The 19,591-nt window shown below is 65.8% G+C and carries 9 protein-coding genes and 1 pseudogene; 7 read left to right on the top strand and 3 right to left on the bottom strand.

The features are described from left to right. Positions 1 to 190: 190 nt before the first annotated feature. From BFF94_RS12075 to BFF94_RS12060, 4 genes are all read left to right on the top strand, one after another. Positions 191 to 850 (top strand): YdcF family protein, encoded by a 660-nt coding sequence (locus BFF94_RS12075; RefSeq protein WP_128847593.1) that lies wholly within the window; start codon positions 191 to 193, stop codon positions 848 to 850. Between the two features lie 731 nt (positions 851 to 1,581). Then, entirely contained in the window at positions 1,582 to 8,340 is a 6,759-nt protein-coding gene (locus BFF94_RS12070) for an autotransporter-associated beta strand repeat-containing protein (RefSeq protein ID WP_219139377.1), read from the top strand. Between the two features lie 156 nt (positions 8,341 to 8,496). Then, the gene (locus tag BFF94_RS12065; RefSeq protein WP_219139376.1) at positions 8,497 to 10,719 is read left to right on the top strand and encodes an amylo-alpha-1,6-glucosidase; all 2,223 of its coding nucleotides are present in this window, start codon (positions 8,497 to 8,499) and stop codon (positions 10,717 to 10,719) included. A gap of 101 nt (positions 10,720 to 10,820) precedes the next feature. Beyond that, the gene (locus BFF94_RS12060) at positions 10,821 to 11,072 is read left to right on the top strand and encodes a hypothetical protein (RefSeq protein ID WP_034180596.1); all 252 of its coding nucleotides are present in this window, start codon (positions 10,821 to 10,823) and stop codon (positions 11,070 to 11,072) included. 488 nt (positions 11,073 to 11,560) lie between these two features. Here the strand turns inward: BFF94_RS12060 and penR are convergent, their stop codons facing one another. Beyond that, positions 11,561 to 12,460 carry a beta-lactamase transcriptional regulator PenR gene (gene penR, locus BFF94_RS12055; RefSeq protein WP_128847595.1) on the bottom strand — a complete coding sequence of 300 codons (900 nt, stop codon included), beginning with the start codon at positions 12,458 to 12,460 and terminating at the stop codon, positions 11,561 to 11,563. A 128-nt stretch (positions 12,461 to 12,588) separates the two neighbouring features. On the opposite strand from penR, the gene blaPEN-bcc reads away from it, so the two are divergent. Further along, positions 12,589 to 13,527 (top strand): PEN family class A beta-lactamase, Bcc-type, encoded by a 939-nt coding sequence (blaPEN-bcc, locus tag BFF94_RS12050; protein ID WP_219139375.1) that lies wholly within the window; start codon positions 12,589 to 12,591, stop codon positions 13,525 to 13,527. A gap of 480 nt (positions 13,528 to 14,007) precedes the next feature. Here the strand turns inward: blaPEN-bcc and BFF94_RS12045 are convergent, their stop codons facing one another. Both BFF94_RS12045 and BFF94_RS12040 read right to left on the bottom strand, forming a co-directional pair. Beyond that, positions 14,008 to 14,208 (bottom strand): DUF805 domain-containing protein, encoded by a 201-nt coding sequence (locus tag BFF94_RS12045; RefSeq protein ID WP_128847601.1) that lies wholly within the window; start codon positions 14,206 to 14,208, stop codon positions 14,008 to 14,010. A 669-nt stretch (positions 14,209 to 14,877) separates the two neighbouring features. Further along, positions 14,878 to 16,072, bottom strand: a pseudogene (locus BFF94_RS12040) (IS3 family transposase); the annotation flags it as partial. A 537-nt stretch (positions 16,073 to 16,609) separates the two neighbouring features. Here BFF94_RS12040 and BFF94_RS12035 point away from each other — a divergent pair. Then, positions 16,610 to 17,293 (top strand): TagK domain-containing protein, encoded by a 684-nt coding sequence (locus BFF94_RS12035; protein WP_128847603.1) that lies wholly within the window; start codon positions 16,610 to 16,612, stop codon positions 17,291 to 17,293. 63 nt (positions 17,294 to 17,356) lie between these two features. Continuing rightward, entirely contained in the window at positions 17,357 to 19,579 is a 2,223-nt protein-coding gene (locus tag BFF94_RS12030; RefSeq protein ID WP_246637281.1) for a type VI secretion system Vgr family protein, read from the top strand. Positions 19,580 to 19,591 lie beyond the last annotated feature (12 nt).

The raw sequence follows: 19,591 nt of genomic DNA, 5'->3' as shown, positions 1-19,591 counted from the left end.
CCGTGCGTCACGGCGCGGCCATGCGCATTCTTTCGATCTCCGAATTTCGATCCGCGTATTGCCGCCCGCGTTGCCGGGCATGCTTCATCGGTCCGTCGCGTGGACACTTGAGCGCGCGCCGTGCTAGCGTTACGCGCCCATCCGGGGCCGGGCCAGCCGACACGCCCGACGACCTGAGAGACCGAAACCGTTGAAAACCCACACCAAACGGGGCTTTGCGGCCCGAACGGGCCGCGTGCTGGCCGTCCTCGCGTGCCTCTGGATCGCGGCGGCCGCCGCGCTCGTCGCGTACGGGATGCGGATGCCGAGCGAGCCGGCCGACGTCGCCGTGATCTTCGGCAACGCGCTCGACGATACCGGCGCGCCGAAGCCCGTGCTCGCGGCCCGGCTCGACGTCGGCGTGCGCTGTTACCGCACCGGGCAGTGCCCGGCGTTTCTGGTCAGCGGCGCGATCGACGGCCCCGGGCTGAACGAGGCGACCGCGATGCGCGACTATCTGGTGGCGCGCGGCGTGCCGGCCGACCGGATCGCCGTCGACGACCAGGGCGACAACACGCTCGCGACCGCGCAGCACACGCTCGCGTATCTGCAGGCGCACCGCGAGTCGCGCGTGCTGATCGTCAGCCAGTATTACCACCTCGCGCGGGCACGCCTCGCGTTCGAGCGCGTCGGCATCGCGCGGGAGAACATCTATGCCGCGTATCCGCGCCGCTTCCAGCTGCGCGACGTCTATTCGAGCTGGCGCGAAGTGCCGGCCTATGCGGTGTATGCGGTGCGTCTGTGGGCGAATCCCGATGCGCGGCCGCTGTCGTTCCGGCCGATGCTTTACCTGATGAGCCTGTTTTCGTAACGCGGCGCTCGGGGGCGAACGCCTCCGGCGCGGGTGATTTTCTCCATCCTTCCGGATTTCTGCCGTTTCGCGCCGGATACGGCGTCCTTTCTTTTCCCGCCGGCCGCATGAATGCCGTCGTTGCCGGGCAAGCGATAACGATTCGCGTTTCAGGATTGGTGCAAAGCGGAAATCAAGGCGATTTGCCGGGTGCCTGGAAATCCTGATTTTCTCTGGCGATTAATCGGGTGCCGATTATCTGCGTCGATATTTCGTAAGAATGTAAATATTGCGCTGCAGAAAACGATCGCCATAATTGATGCGCCGTATTGGCGTTTTCACTGATGTGGCGATTTCGACGTTTTTGAGAAAGATCAAGGCGGGCTGGTGAAAATCATGCGGACCAGCCCGTCTGGAATGCCTCTTCAAGTAAAAAATACGCGCTCGCCGCCCCCTGATTTGATGGGTAAAAGATCGACTGGAAAACCGTGTTTTTTTGATATAGCCTTGTCTGACAAAAAAGCAGGGCGGTAAACAAATCAAACCAGAAAATCGCTGCGGAAAAACAGGGGCCATCGACATGTCATTCGACTAGTTTCACACCTGCCTTCAAGGGCCGATTAAGCAATTCATTCATGAGTAAGCCGACGTCGCATCGCGACCGCCGGGGTGGACGCTTTTGTCCGTGATTTTCTGCTGCTGGCTGCTGGTTCGATTCCGAGGCAATACCAATTCCAATGACGAGGGAAAGCATGAACGTTGCGCGCACAAAAAAGGCAGGCGAGCAGTTTCCGAGATTCCTGTTGCCGACGGGCGTTTTCCTGGCGCTGTCCGGCGCCGGCATCGTTCCCGCCTATGCGACCTGCTCCACGGCGGGCACCACGGTGACCTGCTCCGGTGTCGCGAACCCGCTTGCGCCGAACTATTCGAACAGCGCCAACAACCTGAACGTGACGGTCAACCCGGGCGCGAGCGTCGGCGTGCTGCTCGGCGTCGGCGGCACCGCGATGTCGCTGACGGGCAGCAACACCACGCTGACCAATAACGGCACGATCGACCCGTCGGCACTTGGCACCGGGCTCGGCGTGCTGTCGAGCGGCGCGGTCGTCGGCAACGCGGCGGCGAGCAACGCCACCGTCACCAACAACGGCACGATGAACGGCTCGACCGGGGTGGCGATCAGCGGCGTGACGGGCATGGCGCTGTCGGTCCAGAACGGCACGGGCGGCACGTCGACGATCAACAACACCGGCACGATCGGCTCGAACGGGCTGATCGGCGCGACCCTCATCGGCGCGGATGCGCCCGTGGTGGCCGCGTACGGCGGCGGCACGGTCAACATGACGAACAGCGGGACGATCACCGGCCGCGTGTCGCTCGGCTCGAACGGCACGCCCGGGCTGGGCAATACATTTACCAACTCGGGCACGATCAACGGCGGCGTGTCGATGGGTGCGAACAGCACCAACACGTTCAATGCGGTCACCGGCTCGTCGGTCAATACGGCCGGCGGGACCGGCAGCGCGTTCAACATCACGGTCGGTCCGGTCACGCTCGGCGTCGCGGCGACGGGTGTCGTCGACGGCGGCGCGGGCGGCAACAACACACTCACCCTGCAGCAGGGTGTTTCCGCGAACGGCACGATCGCGGCCAACAACTACATCAACTTCAATCACCTCGACGTCAACAGCGGCAACTGGACGATCAACGGCGCGTCCACAGCGCAGGACGCGACGCTGTCGGGCGGCGTCGCGATCATCAACAACAACGCGTCGCTCGGCACCGGCACCATCACGGCCAATGGCGGCGCGCTGCAGGCGGGCGCAGCCGGGCTCGACGTCAGCAACAACGTGGGCCTCGGCGCGGGCGGACTGACGGTGCAGGGCTCGACCGGGCTCACACTGTCGGGCACGGTATCGGGCGGCGGCGCGCTGACGAAGAACAGCAGCGGCACGTTGACGCTGTCGGGCGCGAACAACTATACGGGCGGCACGAACCTGAACGCCGGCGGCCTCGTGGTCGGCAACAATGCAGCGCTCGGCACGGGGGCGCTGAATGTCAACGGCTCGGCCACGCTCGACACGAGCACGAACACGACGCTCAACAACACGGTCAATCTCGCCACGGGCACGACTCTGACGCTCGGCGGCAGCAACAATCTCGGGCTGGCCGGCTCCATCAACGGCAACGGCGGCCTCGTGAAGAACGGCGCGGCGACCGCGACGCTGACCGGCGCGAACACGTACACCGGCGACACGACGATCAACAGCGGCACGCTGGCGCTGGGCGCGGGCGGCAGCCTTGCGTCGACCGGCACGGTGAACCTGGCCGGCGCGGGCGCGACGTTCGACCTGAGCGGCGCATCGGGCACGCAGACGATCGGCGCGCTGGCAGGTGCGGCCGGCACGAACGTGAACCTCGGCGGCAATTCGCTGACGCTCGACGGCAGCGGCAATGCGACGTACGCCGGCACGATCGGCGGCGCGGGGGGCGTGACGCTGGCCGGCACCGGCACGCAAACGCTGACCGGTGCCAACGTGTATACAGGCGGCACGAACCTGAACGGTGGCAACCTCGTGGTCGGCAGCAATACGGCGCTCGGCCTCGGCGCAGTGAACGTCAACGGCTCGGCGTCGCTCGATGCGACCACCAACGTGTCGCTCGCGAACGGCGTCAACCTCGCCACCGGCACGACACTGACGCTCGTCGGCAGCACCAGTCTCGGGCTGGGCGGCACGATTTCCGGCGGCGGTGGCCTCGTGAAGGACGGCGCCGCGACGGCGACGCTGTCCGGCGCGAACACCTATACGGGCGGCACGACGCTGAACGCCGGCAGCCTGGTGCTCGGCAACGGCTCGGCGCTCGGCACCGGCGCGCTGACCGTCGGCGGCACGGCGACGCTCGATACGACCACGAACCTGACGGTCGGCAACGCGATCGATGTCGGTACGGGCGCCGCGCTGACGTTGGGCGGTAGCAACAACCTCGGATTGAGCGGCGCGATTTCCGGCGCGGGCAGCCTCGTGAAGAACGGCGCGGCGACCGCCACGCTGACGGGCACGAACACCTATACAGGCGGCACGACGATCAACGCGGGCACGCTGGCGATCGGCGCGGGCGGCAGCCTGTCGTCCACGGGTACGGTGAATCTGGTCAATCCGGGCGCCGCGCTCGACATCAGCGCGGGCGGCGCGCAGGCGATCGGCGCGCTCTCGGGCGCAGCCGGCACGACCGTAAGCCTTGGGGGCAATGCACTGACGCTGGGCGGGACGGCCAGCGGCACCTTCAGCGGCACGATCGGCGGCACCGGCGGCCTGACGCTGGCCGGCACCGGCACGCAGACGCTGAACGGCGCGAACACCTATACGGGCGGCACGAACCTGAACAGCGGCGAAGTGGTGCTTGGCAATAATGCGGCGCTCGGCACCGGCACGCTGAACGTCGGCGGTGCGGCGACACTCGATACGAATACGAGCCTGACAGTCGGCAACGCGATGACGGTCGGCACGGGCGCGACGCTGACGCTCGGCGGCAGCAACGCGCTCGGGCTGAGCGGCGCGATATCCGGCGCGGGCGCGCTCGTGAAGAACGGCGCAACGACCACGACGCTGACGGGCACGAACACGTACACGGGCGGCACGACGATCAACGCCGGGACGCTGGCCTTCGGCGCGGGCGGCAGCCTCGCATCGACCGGCACGATGAACCTCGCGGGCGCCGGCGCGACGCTGGACCTGAGCGGTGCGACGGGCGGGCAAACGCTCGGCGCACTGTCCGGCGTGGCCGGCACCAACGTGAATCTCGGCGGCAACGCGCTGACGCTGGGCGGGACGGCCAGCGGCACGTTCAGTGGCGCGCTCGGCGGCACCGGCAGCCTGACTCTGTCGGGCACCGGCACGCAGACGCTGAACGGGGCGAACACCTATACGGGCGGCACGAACCTGAACAGCGGCGAAGTGGTGCTCGGCAACAATGCGGCGCTGGGTACCGGCACGCTGACCGTCGGCGGCGCGGCGACGCTCGATACGAATACGAGCCTGACAGTCGGCAACGCGATGACGGTCGGCACGGGCGCGACGCTGACGCTCGGCGGCAACAACGCGCTCGGGCTGAGCGGCGCGATTTCCGGCGCGGGCGCGCTCGTGAAGAACGGTGCGGCGACCACCACGCTGACGGGCGCGAACACATACACGGGCGGCACGACGATCAACGCCGGCACGCTGGCGGTGGGCGCGGGCGGCAGTCTCGCGTCGGGTAGCGCGATGAACCTCGCGGGCGCTGGCGCGACGCTGGACTTGAGCGGTGCGACGGGCGGGCAAACGCTCGGCGCGCTGTCCGGTGTGGCCGGCACGAACATCGCCCTCGGCGGCAACGCGCTGACGCTGGGCGGGACCGCCAGCGGCACCTTCAGCGGCGCGATTGGCGGCGCCGGCAGCCTGACGCTCGCGGGCACCGGCACGCAGACGCTGAATGGCGCGAACAGCTATTCGGGCGGCACGAACCTCAACAGCGGTGAAGTGGTGCTCGGCAACAATGCGGCGCTGGGCACCGGCACGGTGAACGTCGGCGGTGCGGCAACGCTCGATACGAATACGAGCCTGACGGTCGGCAATGCGATGACGGTCGGTACGGGCGCGACGCTGACGCTTGGCGGCAGCAACGCGCTCGGGCTGAGCGGCGCGATTTCCGGCGCGGGCGCGCTCGTGAAGAACGGTGCGGCGACCACCACGCTGACGGGCGCGAACACGTATACCGGCGGCACGACGATCAACGCCGGCACACTCGCGCTGGGCGCAGGCGGCAGCCTCACGTCGGGTAGCGCGGTGAACCTCGCGGGGACGGGCGCGACGTTCGACGTGAGCGGCGCATCGGGTGCGCAGACGTTTGGCACGCTGACCGGCACGGCCGGCACGAACGTGAATCTCGGCGCGAATGCGCTGACGTTGAACGGCAGCGGCAGCGGGACGTTCGGCGGGACGATCGGCGGCACGGGCGGCATGACGTTCGCGGGCACCGGCACGCAGACGCTGACGGGGGCGAATACGTACACGGGCGGCACGACGATCAATGGCGGCAGCACGCTGGCCCTCGGCGCGGGCGGCAGTCTCGCGTCGGGCAGCGCGGTCAATCTCGCGGGCACGGGGGCGACGTTCAACCTGAGCGGCGCGACGGGTGCGCAGACGATCGGCACGCTGGCCGGCGCGGCCGGCACCAGCGTGAACCTCGGCACGAACGCGCTGACACTGAATGGCAGCACCAATGGCACGTTCGGCGGGTCAATCGTCGGAGCGGGCGGCGTGACGGTTGCCGGTACCGGCACGCAGACACTGACGGGCGCGAATACGTACACGGGCGGCACGACGATCAACGGCGGCAGCACGCTCGCCCTCGGCGCGGGCGGCAGCCTCGCATCGACGGGCGCGGTGAATCTCGCGGGCACGGGTGCGACGTTCGACGTAAGCGGCGCGACGGGCGCACAAACGGTCGGCGCGCTGTCGGGCGTGGCCGGCACGAACGTCAATGTGGGCGCGAATGCGCTGACACTGAACGGCAGCGGCAACAGTACGTTCGGTGGCACGATCGGCGGCTCGGGCGGCGTCACGGTGGCGAGCGGCACGCAGGTGCTGACCGGCGGCAACACGTACACGGGCGGCACCACGGTCGCGGCCGGCGGCACGCTGCAACTCGGCAACGGCGGTACGTCGGGCAGCATCGCCGGCGACGTCGTCGACAACGGCGCGCTGATCGTCAATCAATCCGGCAATGTGACGATCGCGAGCGTGCTGTCCGGCACGGGTTCGCTGACGCAAGCCGGCAGCGGGCAACTGACGCTGACGGGCACGAGCACGCTGAGTGGCCCGACCACGGTCGGCGCGGGCACGCTCGCCGTCAACGGTTCGCTCGGCCAGTCGACCGTGACCGTGCAGAACGGCGCGACGCTGACGGGCACCGGCACGATCGGCGGCCTCGTGGTGCAGGGCGGCGCGACGGCGGCCGCATCGCAGCCGGGCGCGGCGCTGAACGTGGGCGGCAACGTCACGTTCCAGCCGGGTTCGACGTTCCAGGTCGCAGCCACGCCGCAGCAGAGCGGCAGCCTCGCGGCGACCGGCACGGCGACGCTGAACGGCGGCACCGTGCAGGTGCTCGCGAACCAGAGCGGCTACCAGCCGAGCACGACCTACACGATCCTCACCGCGTCGTCGGGTGTGCAGGGTGCGTTCAGCCAGGTGAATGCGAACTACGCGTTCCTGATGCCGAAGCTCACCTACGATCCGGATCACGTGTACCTGCAACTGGTCGCGAACGGCAACCCGCTGCCCTCGGTCGCGACGACGCCGAACCAGCGCTCGGTCGCGACCGCGCTCGGCGGCCTCGGCACCGGCAACCCGCTGTACGACGCGGTGCTGACGACCGACGCGCCCACCGCGCGCCGCGCGTACGGGCTGCTCGACGGCGAACTGCAGGCGAGCCTGAAGAGCATGCTGCTGCTCGACAGCCGTTATGTGCGTGACGCAGTGACCGATCGCGTCCGCCAGGGCCTCGCGCCCGGATCGGGCCCGCTCGCCGCACTGTCGTCGGGCGGCGCGGCGCTGTGCGGCGACAACACGGCCGGCGTGGTCGACCCGACGCTGCCGCCGGAACGCCGGATCGGTTCGCGCGAGGGTTGCTACGGCGGCACGCCGTACCAGCCGGTCGTCTGGGGGCAGGCATTCGGCGGCCGCAGCCGGCTCACCGGCGACGGCAACGCATCGACGATCAAGCGCAGCATGACGGGCTTCATCGCCGGCGCCGACATGGCGCTCAACGACAAGTGGCGCGCGGGTCTGGCAGCAGGCGTCACGCACAGCTCGCTCGACAACGACCAGAGTTCGTCGGCAGCGGTGAACAGCTACTACCTGTCGCTGTACGGCGGCGCGCAGTACGGCGCGCTCGGCGTGCGCGGGGGCGCGTCGTACACGTGGTACCGGATCAACAGCGACCGGTATCCGGGCTTCGCGGGCTTCTCCGATCACGACTCGGCCGGCTACAACGCGAATTCGGCGCAGGTGTTCGGCGAAGTCGGCTACGCACTGCCGGTCGGGTCCGTCGCGATCGAACCGTTCGCGGGCCTCGCGTATGTGAACCTGCATACCGACGGCTATACGGAAAGCGGCGGTGCGGCGGCACTGCGCGCCGGCGGCGAGACGACCCACGTCGGCTTCTCGACGCTCGGCCTGCGCGCGGCGTCGCAGCTCGGCTCGATCGGGAGCGGCACATTCACCGCGCGCGGGACGGTCGGCTGGCGCCATGCGTTCGGCAACGTGCGGCCGTCGTCGGCGTTCACGTTCGCGAACGGCGGCACGTCGTTCCAGGTGTCGGGCGTGCCGATTGCTCGCGACAGCGCGGTGCTCGAGGCCGGCATCGACGCGAACATCACGAAGCGCCTGACGCTCGGCCTCACGTACAGCGGCCAGTACGGCAGCGGCGTGCGCGACAACGCGATCCTCGGCAATATCCTGTGGAAGTTCTGACCGACGTCTGATGTGCCTGTGCGCGACGCCATGCGGCGACGGCAACGTCGCAGGGTGTCGCGTCTTTTTCGTCGCTGCGCGCGCCCCCCGTTCTGTCCTATCCTGTGCGAAACACGCGACGCGCGCCGCGCGTTGCGCCTCGACACAGGAGCATCGATGCCGAATCACGCCGAAGCCACGACGACGCAGGCGCCGCAAGTCGCGCCTGTTTCCCCGACCCCAGCATCGGGTCCCGCATTCATCGCGCCCGAAGCCGATCCGCAGGCGCTCGCGCGCAACAACCAGTACGTACTGAAATCCGGCGACGCGTTCGTGGTCGGCGACGCGCTCGGCGACATCGGCGGTCGTGACGACGGCCTGTTCGTCGACGACATGCGCGTGCTGTCGACGTGGCGCCTGACGTTCGGCGGCCGCGCGCCGTCGCTGCTGTCGGGCGCGACGAGCGCCGACAACGCATCGTTCACCGCGCACCTGACGAACCGCCCGCTGCCGCCGCTCGGCGGCCACGAAACGCCCGAAGGCGTGATCCATATCGAGCGGATGCGTGTGCTCGCGGGCGACGTGCTTTACGAAGCGCTGACGCTGACGAACTACGGCTCGAGCGAAGCCGAGGTGCCGCTGTCGCTGTCGTTCGCGGCGGATTTCAAGGACATGTTCGAGGTACGCGGCACGCCGCGCCCGAAGCGCGGCACCGTGGTGGCGCCGCGCGTCGACGCGGGCGCGGTGCGGCTGCGCTACGACGGCCTCGACAGCGTGGAGCGCAACGTGACCGTGCATTTCTCGCCGGCGCCCGACGCGCTGTCGGTCGATCGTGCCGATTACACGTTGACGATCGCCGCGCAGGCATGCGTGTCGATCTACCTGACCGTCGACGCGACGCTCGGCCCGGCGCACGGCGAAGGGCCGGGGTGCGGCCGCGTCGCGCTGCGCACCGCGCTCGTCGGCGTGCACCGCGAGATGCGCGCGCGGCGCGAATCGATGGCGCGCGTGAACACCGGCAATCCGCTGTTCGACGCGTGGCTCGACCGTTCGCTCGCGGATCTCGGGCTGCTCACGACGCAGCTCGACACGGGGCCGTACCCGTATGCGGGCATCCCGTGGTTCTCGACGCCGTTCGGCCGCGACGCGGTGATCACGTCGCTGCAGATGCTGTGGCTGCAGCCGTCGCTCGCGCGCGGCGTGCTGCGGTTCCTGGCCGAGCATCAGGCGCGCGAGACCTCCGCGTTCCGCGATGCCGAGCCCGGCAAGATCATGCACGAGTTCCGCCGCAGCGAGATGGCCGCGACGGGCGAGGTGCCGTTCGCGTTGTACTACGGCGGCGTCGACACGACTCCGCTGTTCATCGTGCTCGCGGGCGCGTATGTCGAACGCACCGGCGACGATGCGCTGATCGACGAGCTGTGGCCCGCGCTCGAGCGCGCCGCGCAATGGGTGATCGACAAGTGCGACCGCAATCCTTACGGACTGCTCGATTACCAGCGCACGTCGGAGCGCGGCCTCGCGAACCAGGGCTGGAAGGACAGCCACGATTCGGTGTTCCATGCGGACGGCCGCTTCCCGGACGGGCCGATCGCGCTCGTCGAAGTGCAGGCCTATGCGTGCGCGGCGCTCGAGGCGATGTCGGCGTGCTCGCACCGGCGCGGCCATGCGGCCGACGCCGCGCGCTATTCATCGCGCGCGAAGACGCTGCGCGACCAGGTCGACGCGCTGTTCTGGATGCCGGAGGGCGATTTTTACGGGATCGCGCTCGACGGTCATGGCGACCTGTGCCGCGTGTTTGCGTCGAACGCGGGCCACCTGCTCGCGTTCGGCCTGCCCGACGCGGAGCGCGGCGCGGCGGTCGCCGGCGTGCTCGGCTCCGCGCTGTTCCAGACGGGCTGGGGCATCCGCACGCTCGCGGCCGGCCAGCCGCGCTTCAACCCGATGGCGTATCACAACGGCTCGGTATGGCCGCACGACAATGCGCTCATCGCACGCGGGCTCGCGCGCTACGGCGACAAGACGGCCGCGGTGAACCTGCTGAGCGCGCTGTTCGAGGCGGCGGTGAGCTTCGAGATGCGGTTGCCCGAGCTGTTCTGCGGGTTCCCGCGCCGGCGCGGCGAACCGCCGACCGCGTATCCGGTGGCCTGCCTGCCGCAGGCGTGGGCGGCCGGTGCGCCGTTCATGATGCTGCAGGCGTGCCTCGGCGTGAGCATCGACGCGGCGCGCCACGAGGTGCGCGTCGAGCGCCCGGCGCTGCCGGAAGGCGTCGACTGGCTGCGGATCGACGCGCTGAGCGTCGGCGACGAAACCGTATCGCTGACGTTCCGCCGCGTCGACGGCCAGGTCGTCGCGTCGGCGGAGCAGCCGGGCCGCGTGAGGGTGGTCGCGGTGCTGTAGTGCCGCGCGGCGTTGCGCGAACGTGGCGCGATGTCGCGCCACGTTCGCGCGCGGCGGCATAGAATCGTGACATGACCCTTGGACGATGGCGGAGGTAGACGATGACGACCGACAACCGGCCCGACGACGGCGAGCAGAAGCTCGAGAATCTGGAAGCGGCGGTCGACCACCTGCACAAGTCGATCGAATCGCAGAGCATCGCGGTCGGCGCGGCGAAGGGCATCCTGTTCAGCCTGATCGAAACGCTCGGCGCGCTGATCGGCGATCCCGACCTGCCCGAGCATGCGCGTTCGGGCTACGAGGCGCTGCGCGACAAGGCGAGCGAATTGCGCGGCGGGCTCGACCGGCATTGATGCACGGATTGCGCCGGCGCTTGCCGCACGGGCCGGCGCTGCCCGATCCTGCGGACGAAGCATAAAACCCCGTGTGCTCAATGAGTTAGGCATCTGTTGCGCAAGATATCCACAAGCTTGCCAACAAAATCTGTGGAGAACCGGCCTGCCTTGGGCCGGGTGCGCGGCGCGTGCCGCGCGAAAGCCTTGTGGTGCCGCGCGGTTGACCGGTCAAGGTCCGCGTATCAAATCTCCTTTTGTATCAGGATGTTACGCGCCGGGCGGATGGGATATCCACAGGCTTGCCAACAAAATCTGTGGACAACTTGCAATTGATTGCGTCGCGACAGTTGAGGATCGGGCCCTCCGCGGCCGGCGTGCGAAGCCCGTGCATACGGGCTGCCCGAAGTCTGCGTCGGCACGCTAATTCGTGCGCGATCAAGGAGTTAGGTCCCGGGTACCCAGGATATCCACATCCTTGCCAACACTTTCTGTGGACAAATGCCGCGTTACTCGGCCGGCGCCGTGTCGCCCGTGTCGGCCGCCTCGGCCGCGATCCAGTCGCGAAAGAGCGTCATCGCGGGCGTGAGCGGTTTCGACTTCAGCGACGTGAGCCAGTAGCCGCCGGCGCGCACGTCGATGTCGAGCGGCCGCGCGAGCAGGCCGAGCTGCAGTTCGCGCGCGAACATGCAGGCCGGTGCGAGCGCGACGCCCGCGCCCTGCATCGCGGCCTCGACCATCAGCCGTGACGAATCGAACACGGGCCCGTTGACCGCCCACGGCTCGAGCTGCGCGGCGTCGAACCAGCCGAGCCATTCGTCGGTGCGGTACGAGCGCAGCAGCGTTTCATTCGCGAGATCGGCCGGTTGCGCGAGGCGCCGCGCGATCTCCGGCGCGCACAGCGCGGTGAGCGGCGCCTCGAGCAGGCGCTCGTTGCGCGTCGCCGGCCAGTTGCCGACGCCAAAACGGATCGCGAAATCGAGGCCCTCGGCGGCGAGGTCGACGACGTTGTTGTTGGTCCGCAGCCGCAGCTCGACGAACGGGTGCGTATCGCCGAACTGCTTCAACCGTGGCATTAGCCAGCCTATGGCAAAGGTGCCGACGACGCCGAGCGTCAGCACTTCACGGAAACGTCCGCCGTCGAATTGCTTGAGCACCGTCTCGATGCGGCTGAACGCATCGCTCAGCACGGGCAGCAGCGCGCGCCCCTCGTCGGTGAGCCCGAGGCCGCGCGGCAGTCGCGTAAACAGCGTGCAGCCGAGCCGCTCCTCGAGCGAGCGCACCTGCTGGCTGACGGCGGCCTGGGTCACGCTCAGCTCGAGGCCGGCGCGCGTGAAGTTCAGATGGCGCGCCGACGATTCGAACGCGCGCAGCGCATTGAGCGGGAGATGAGGGCGGAGCTTCGTCATAAGAATTTCTTTTGTCAGCGCTCAATTATCGTTGCTTGTCAGCTAACCGTAAAGTCCCGATAGTGCTGTCTTGCCGGCCGGGCGTTTTCAACATCGTTTCGCCTCCATTCCACCACGAGACAACCGACATGACTTACTCACCGCAACGTAGAACCCTGTTGCTGGCCGCCGCGACGGCGCCGCTCGTCCTGACCGTCACCGCATGCGCATCGCGGCAGAGCGCCGCGCCGGACCCGGCCACTGCGGCAGCGGCTGCTGCCGCGGACGCCGTAGCGCCCGCAGCCGCGGCGGCGACGCTTGCCGATCTCGAACGCGACGCGGGCGGCCGCCTCGGCGTGTGCGCGATCGACACCGCGAGCGGCCGGAGCGTGGAGCATCGCGCCGATGAGCGGTTCCCGTTCTGCAGCACGTTCAAGGCGATGCTGAGTGCGGCGGTGCTCGCGCAGAGCGTCGAGCGTCCGGGATTGCTGCAACGGCGCGTGACATACGGAAAGGCCGACCTCGTCAACTATTCGCCGGTGACGGAGAAGCATGTCGGCGCGGGCATGACGGTCGCCGGGCTGTGCGAGGCCACGATCCAGTACAGCGACAACTCGGCCGCGAACCTGCTGATAAAGCTGATCGGCGGCCCGCCGGCCGTGACTGCCTACGCGCGCTCGATCGGCGACGACAGGTTCCGGCTCGATCGATGGGAGACCGAACTGAATACCGCGCTGCCGGGCGACCTGCGCGATACGACGACGCCCGCCGCGATGGCCGCGAGCATGCGTGTGCTGACGCTCGGCGAGGCATTGCCGGCCGCGCAGCGTGCGCAGCTCGTCACGTGGCTGCGCGGCAACAAGGTCGGCGACAAGCGGATCCGTGCGGGCGTGCCGGCCGGGTGGACGGTCGGCGACAAGACGGGCACCGGCGACTACGGGACGACGAACGACGCGGGCATCGTGTGGCCGCCGTCGCGTGCGCCGATCGTGCTGGTCGTGTACTACACGCAGGCGCAAGCCGATGCGCGGGCGAAGGACGACGTGATCGCCTCGGCCGCGCGCATCGCGGTTCAGGCGTTCGGTTGAGCCGGGCGGCGCGGCGTGCGTGACGAGATCCGCATGCACGTCGTGCCGCAATCGTGACCCGCGCGTCGAAACGTTGTGCGATCAACGACTTAGGTCACGCATGCTCAGGATATCCACATCCTTGCCAACAAAAATTGTGGACAAGCCCGCGAGCGGCCGCGTCCGGCGTGGCGCGCGCCGCCGTGCCGCATTTGAAGCGGCGCGGACAAAGTCTTTCGGATCAAGCGCTTGGCCGCGGTATGCGCAGGCTATCCACACGCTTGCCAACACAATCTGTGGATAAGCCGGTCCGCACGCTCGGAAGGCCACCCGTCACGCGGTAAAACGATACGGGGCCGGCGATTTGCCGGCCGCGTGCCGCATTCGAGGCGGCACGGACAAAGCCTTTCGGATCAAGCGCTTGGTCGCGGTATGCGCAGGCTATCCACATGCTTGCCAACAAAATCTGTGGACAAGCCTGCACCGCCGCCATTGCGACGATCAGGGCTGCCGATCGTCGACTGCGGGCCAGCGCGCGAACGCGAACACCCACAACATCACGAAGTTCAGGATGGGGACGAACATCGTCAGGATCCACCAGCCCGAATGCCCGGTGCGCCGGACGATGCGGACATACGGATAGACGACGATCGCGACGAGCACAAGCGAGACGAGCAACTGCCACGCGGAGAAGTGTTCCATGGCCTTCCTCGGAGTGAGGTTTTGTGGTGCGGCGCCGGCGGAACGGCCGGCCCGTTGAACCGTCGCGCGAAGCCGGCGATGCGCGTCTGCGTGCGGCTGGCGTGATCTTGACGCGCGGCAGGCGCGAGCGTCAAGGCGTGGGTGACGCGCCGCGGTTGCGCGGGATCGTGCGCCTGCGCGCAGGCTCGGGCCGCAGGGTGCCGCAACCGTGACCGCGCGCATGAACCGTAGGCCGATCAACGGGTTAGCGCAGGCTTGCGCAGGATATCCACAAGCTTGCCAACAAAATCTGTGGGTAAGTCGCGCCGCGCATGGCGGGCGCGCGTGAACCGGCTGCGGCGAGCGTCGTCGTGGCGTCGTGACGCGAAGTGCGGCGAAGCGGTGTGTGCGATGGCCATTACCAGGGCCTCGTCTGCATCACGCGTGCCAAAGTCCATCGGATCAAGGGCTTAGGGTGGCGGTGCGCAGGATATCCACAAGCTTGCCAACATTTTCTGTGGAGAACTTTGGCGGTGGCAGCGAACTCTTGTCAGGCGGGCAAGATAGAAGATGTGGCGAAACGGGGTGTGGCTGCTTCAGGCCATTCCTCCACAATTCCCCATCCCGCATGACGAATTGACATGATACCCCGCTGGAGTTGCCCTGTAATACCGGACGCGGCATCACACTAAGGATTGCTGAATCCATCGAGCGCCGGAACTCGCGAGGCGAGCGATGTTTCAGCGCGCTATGGAGATGCTTCTCGTTGTAATGCTCGAACGCGATGGCCAAATTGCGTGCAGCAGTCGCAGCGTCCGGCTTCGGCATGAACGCGACGTAGTCGCGCTTCATCGTTTTCAAGAAGCTCTCGGCCATTCCGTTACTTTGCGGGCCGCATACCGGCGTGGTCAATGGCTTCAGGCCGATGGCCACTGCGAACCGACGTGTGTTGTCGGCCGTGTAGCCCGAACCGTTGTCGCTCAGCCACTCGATTTCGGACGGTGTAGGCAGCTCATTGCCAAACCGATTTTCCACTGCAGCCGGCATCACGTCGCGCACGATGTCGCCGCTGTGGCCTGCCGTCGTGGCCGCCCAGCTCATCGCTTCGCGGTCGCAGCAGTCCAACGCGAACGTCACTCGCAACGGTTCGACGTTGTCGCAACGGAACTCGAAGCCATCCGAACACCAACGCTGGTTACTGCGCGTCACGGCCACTTTGCCATCATGCCGACGTTGCGGCCGAGGTGGAGTTGGACGACGTTGCATCAGCAGACCATGAGTGTGCATGATGCGATAGATGCGCTTCGCATTGAACGGCACCTGGCAATGCGTTCATTACGCAGCGAGCCCCACACCCGGCGATAGCCATAGCTGGGCAAATCACCGGCGACTCGGCGGATTTCTTCGACCACGCTCGCCTCGTCGGTCTGCCGCGATTGACGGCCATCGCGCCACGTCGTCGGACGCGACAGTCGTGCCGATACGTTCGAGCGCGACACGCCGAGAACTTCACAAACCAGTTTCACTGGTCCTCCGGCAGCGAGGGCGAGTGCGCTATCCATTTTTTTGCCCGGCCGTACTCGACTGCTTCGCGGAGAATCTCGTTCTCCATGGTCTTTATATGGGCGCCTCCGTTGCAGCTCACGAATCTGCTTGAGCGCGTCGGCCAGTTCCGAGGCCGGAACCACTTCCTCGCCAGCCTTGACCGCTGACAGGCTCCCATCCGGATACAGCTTGCGCCAGTGGAACAGCTGGTTCGGATTCACGCCGTGCTGGCGCGCGACCGTCGAAACCGATTTCCCCGGCTCGAAACTCTCGCGAACCATCGCCAGCTTCGCTCCGCCGTCCGGCGCCGCCGGCGCTCCGGGCCCGTCAACACTTCCATCACTTCCTGCCAGGTGTTAGTCAAAGACATAGTCTTATGCTTGCCTGTTATTGTAATTGGGTGACTGTGTCCGGCGTTTCAGGGGGCTGCTCCAGGCGTCCAGCACTGAGTCCGATGTGCTGGCAGTGTGTCTTGTTATATCGATAAGTTAGGATGCCTATGGATATGGGTGGGATTTATCTCGAATTTTCGTGTGGTTGATTCGGTCTTCTGGTTGTTGTTCTGCTGGTGTGAATTTGCTTCGGCGGACGGCGCAAGCCATGATGGAGGAGTGTCCAGAAGGTTGCAATATGTCCGAGCCGCCCGATTGGGTTCGCGTGAGGCGGCAAGTCACTTGCCGTTGTCCGCTTGAGCCAGCCCCGGTTGTGCAGACGTTGTGTGTGCAACTTATACGCGTGGCATGTCCATTGTCGCGACAAAAAATCACACCCTGTGATTTTTGCCAGGTTTTGTCAATTTCGGACGCGTCTTATGTGATTTTTCATGTGTGTTCGGTAAATTCGACGAAGGAGAAATTCCGTTCGACGGAGATGAAACGTGAAAGACAATACCTCAGGCGAGGATGTCGCTCGCTTTGGCGATTCAACGGATCACGGCGGCACGGTTGTTCACGTCGCAGACAATGTTATGCGCGGGGGATTTCGGGCGCTGTCCATTGGTGACGAATGCGGAGGTGGGGCAGTATTTGGCCTGCTTGGATCATCAGCGTCCCTTCGTGGCAGCGAGGCCCTTCACCAACTCGATGACAATAACGGTGCTGTGGAGGACGTAAATATTATTGCGTCACTGTACAGTCAATACCTTAGATTTCTCGATGATCCGCTTTCATTGGCCGAGTGGGCAATCCCTCATACACAGGAAGCCACTCCATCTGCGTTGCCCGTGCAGGCTGAACCGGGATTGGGTTTGCTCACTATGGTGGAGTTGCCGCCGCAACCGGTTAAGCCGGTTGCCAAGCCCCAGGGGATCACGGAGCTACTCAGGCCTCCGGTCAAACTTGAACAGCTGTTCGGCGACCTCAGTGGGGTACCGGACCTCTGTGAACCGGAGCAACGGAACGACGTGCTGGGTCTGTTCGCGCCTGCCGAATTCCTCGCAGCCGCATCACGCCATGCTGCCCAGCGGCTACCCGAACTGACGCGACGTGAACATCATATGGTCGCAATGGATAGCCCCGTGTCCCTGCCGGTCCGGTTGTTGCCTGATAGCGAAACGTCCTGACGGGGCAGTCTGCATACGCTCGCCGAGTAGCCAAATACGATCCATCTTATTGTCGGAATCACCATGTCCAACGCGTTTGATGTTCAGAAGCTATATCCGGTCATGCAGAAATTCAGCCGGCCCCGAACGCTCTCTATTAGTGGGGCTGCCGTTCCGTTATCGCCCAATGGCGAACCTGTATTGCAACTGGTTGCGATCGAAGGCGAGGAAGAACTTTCCAAAATCTACACCTACGATTTGGAGGTTAAAACCTCGCTCGACGCAGGATTGAGTGACGAAGAGGCGGCGAATCTCAATACGCTCGACATGATTGGGAAGGAACTGACCGTCACCATCCAGCTTGACGGGATGGGCACTTTTGTCCCTGGAATGCCAGGGGCGACCGGTGCAGCAAACATCGGACGCGGGTTACGCGAAATCAGCGGGATTGTCACGGCAGTGAGTTTTGCCGGGCAGTCAAACCGCCAGAGTAGGTATCGACTCAAATTGCAACCGTGGATCGCGCTGGCTGAGAAACGCTCGGATTACAGGATTTTTCAGAATAAGTCTGTTATTGAAATCATTCGCGAAGTGCTGGGCGGCCGCTACCTCTACTCGTGGGACATGCGGCTAAGCGCGTCTTATCCCGAGCTGGTCTATCAGGTCCAGTATGGCGAATCCGACTTTCATTTTATCCAGCGTCTAATGGAAGAGAACGGTATTTACTGGTTCTTCGAGCATTCAGATACCGTGCATCGCATGATCCTGGTGGACCAGTTGGGGGCACACAAGCCGGTTGACAGTGAAGCCTATCAGACGCTGTCGTACTATCCGCCAGGCCGCAGGGTTGACATGGAGCACATCGACAACTTTGATACGACTGCGCGTATCCAGTCAGGTCAGTGGACCACGAACGATTTCGACTTCACCCGGCCAAGGGCAAATCTGGAGGCGCAGATTCAGTTGCCGCAGGACACCTCGCACAATACGCTTGAACGCTACGAGTGGCCAGGCGACTACACCGATCGGGAGGCCGGTGAGCAGTTTGCACGAATACGCATGCAGGAAATGCGTGCGCTGGGTGAGCGGGGCACTGGCGGTGGGAATGTGCGGAACGTTGTGTGCGGGACGACTTTTACGTTGGCGGGCTTTCCGCAAACCGGTGCAAACCGCGAATACCTTGTTATCCGGGCTCGGCTGGATGCGGCTGAACTCGACGGGGCAACCAATACCGGCGAATACCGGATTCGGACACGGTTTGAAGTGCAGCCGGCCACGACCGTTTTCCGTCCACCGCGCACGGTCAGCAAGCCACGCACAACCGGCCCGCAGACAGCCATTGTCACGGGGGCCGACGGGAGCGAAATCTACACGGACCAGTATGGCCGGGTGAAGGTGAAGTTCCACTGGGACCGCTCGCCAGTACATGATCAGACATCATCCTGCTGGCTGCGGGTTTCCTATCCGTGGGCAGGCAACAACTACGGGACCATCAGCGTTCCGCGGGTCGGCTCGGAAGTGATAGTGGACTTCGAGAACGGCGACCCTGACCGGCCATTTGTAACGGGGCGGCACTACAACGCGCACAACATGCCACCGTGGGAGTTGCCCGCCAATGCGACCCAGAGCGGCACGCTGACGCGCTCCACCGATCAGGGCGGCTACGAAACCGCCAACGCGCTGCGGTTCGAGGACAGGAAAGGCAGGGAGGAAATATGGTTCCATGCCGAAAGGGATATGCGAACCGAAGTTGAAAACGATGAATCGCATACGGTTGGGCATGATCGCGCGAAGACAGTCGGACATGATGAATCGGTGACGATTGACAACGATCGTACGGAAAAAGTCGGCCGAGGCGAACAGGTCGATATTGGTGTAGATCGTCGTCACACCATCGGCCAGGATGCGTTTCTTTCGGTTGGGCGCGATCACCGCATCCAGATCGGCAAGGATCGAATCGAGGAAACGGGCAACAATCGCAAGGACACCATTGCGGCCAACTTCCTGGTCACGACTGGCGGCAACGCCGAACACAAGGTGCAGGGGCGCCACCAGGTCGAGGCGGGGCAGGCTATTGAGCGCAAGACTCGTATCTACCAGCTACAGGCGGGCGACAAGGCTGAAATCATCGGCCCGGCCGGAAAGATCACGCTCGACGGTGAGGGCGTCACGATTGAAGGAGTCCGGATCAAGCTGAAGGGGCCGGTCCAGACCGAGACCGGCTGGGTCAAGAACGCCCTGGACGTGCGCTCAGACGTGAACAAGGGCGACCCGTTCACACCGGACTACTTCCCGTTTTCAGGCTGACGCCTGCCGTTT

It is taken from the genome of Burkholderia catarinensis (assembly GCF_001883705.2).
Classification (GTDB): domain Bacteria; phylum Pseudomonadota; class Gammaproteobacteria; order Burkholderiales; family Burkholderiaceae; genus Burkholderia; species Burkholderia catarinensis.
This window is presented reverse-complemented; position numbering and strand designations above follow the sequence as displayed.

Excerpts from the sequence above, each read along its gene's own strand:
- BFF94_RS12030 (WP_246637281.1), top strand. The coding sequence starts at position 17,357 with ATGTCCAACGCGTTTGATGTTCAGAAGCTATATCCGGTCATGCAGAAA.
- BFF94_RS12070 (WP_219139377.1), top strand. The coding sequence starts at position 1,582 with ATGAACGTTGCGCGCACAAAAAAGGCAGGCGAGCAGTTTCCGAGATTC.
- BFF94_RS12060 (WP_034180596.1), top strand. The coding sequence starts at position 10,821 with ATGACGACCGACAACCGGCCCGACGACGGCGAGCAGAAGCTCGAGAAT.
- blaPEN-bcc (WP_219139375.1), top strand. The coding sequence starts at position 12,589 with ATGACTTACTCACCGCAACGTAGAACCCTGTTGCTGGCCGCCGCGACG.
- BFF94_RS12065 (WP_219139376.1), top strand. The coding sequence starts at position 8,497 with ATGCCGAATCACGCCGAAGCCACGACGACGCAGGCGCCGCAAGTCGCG.
- penR (WP_128847595.1), bottom strand. The coding sequence starts at position 12,460 with ATGACGAAGCTCCGCCCTCATCTCCCGCTCAATGCGCTGCGCGCGTTC.
- BFF94_RS12045 (WP_128847601.1), bottom strand. The coding sequence starts at position 14,208 with ATGGAACACTTCTCCGCGTGGCAGTTGCTCGTCTCGCTTGTGCTCGTC.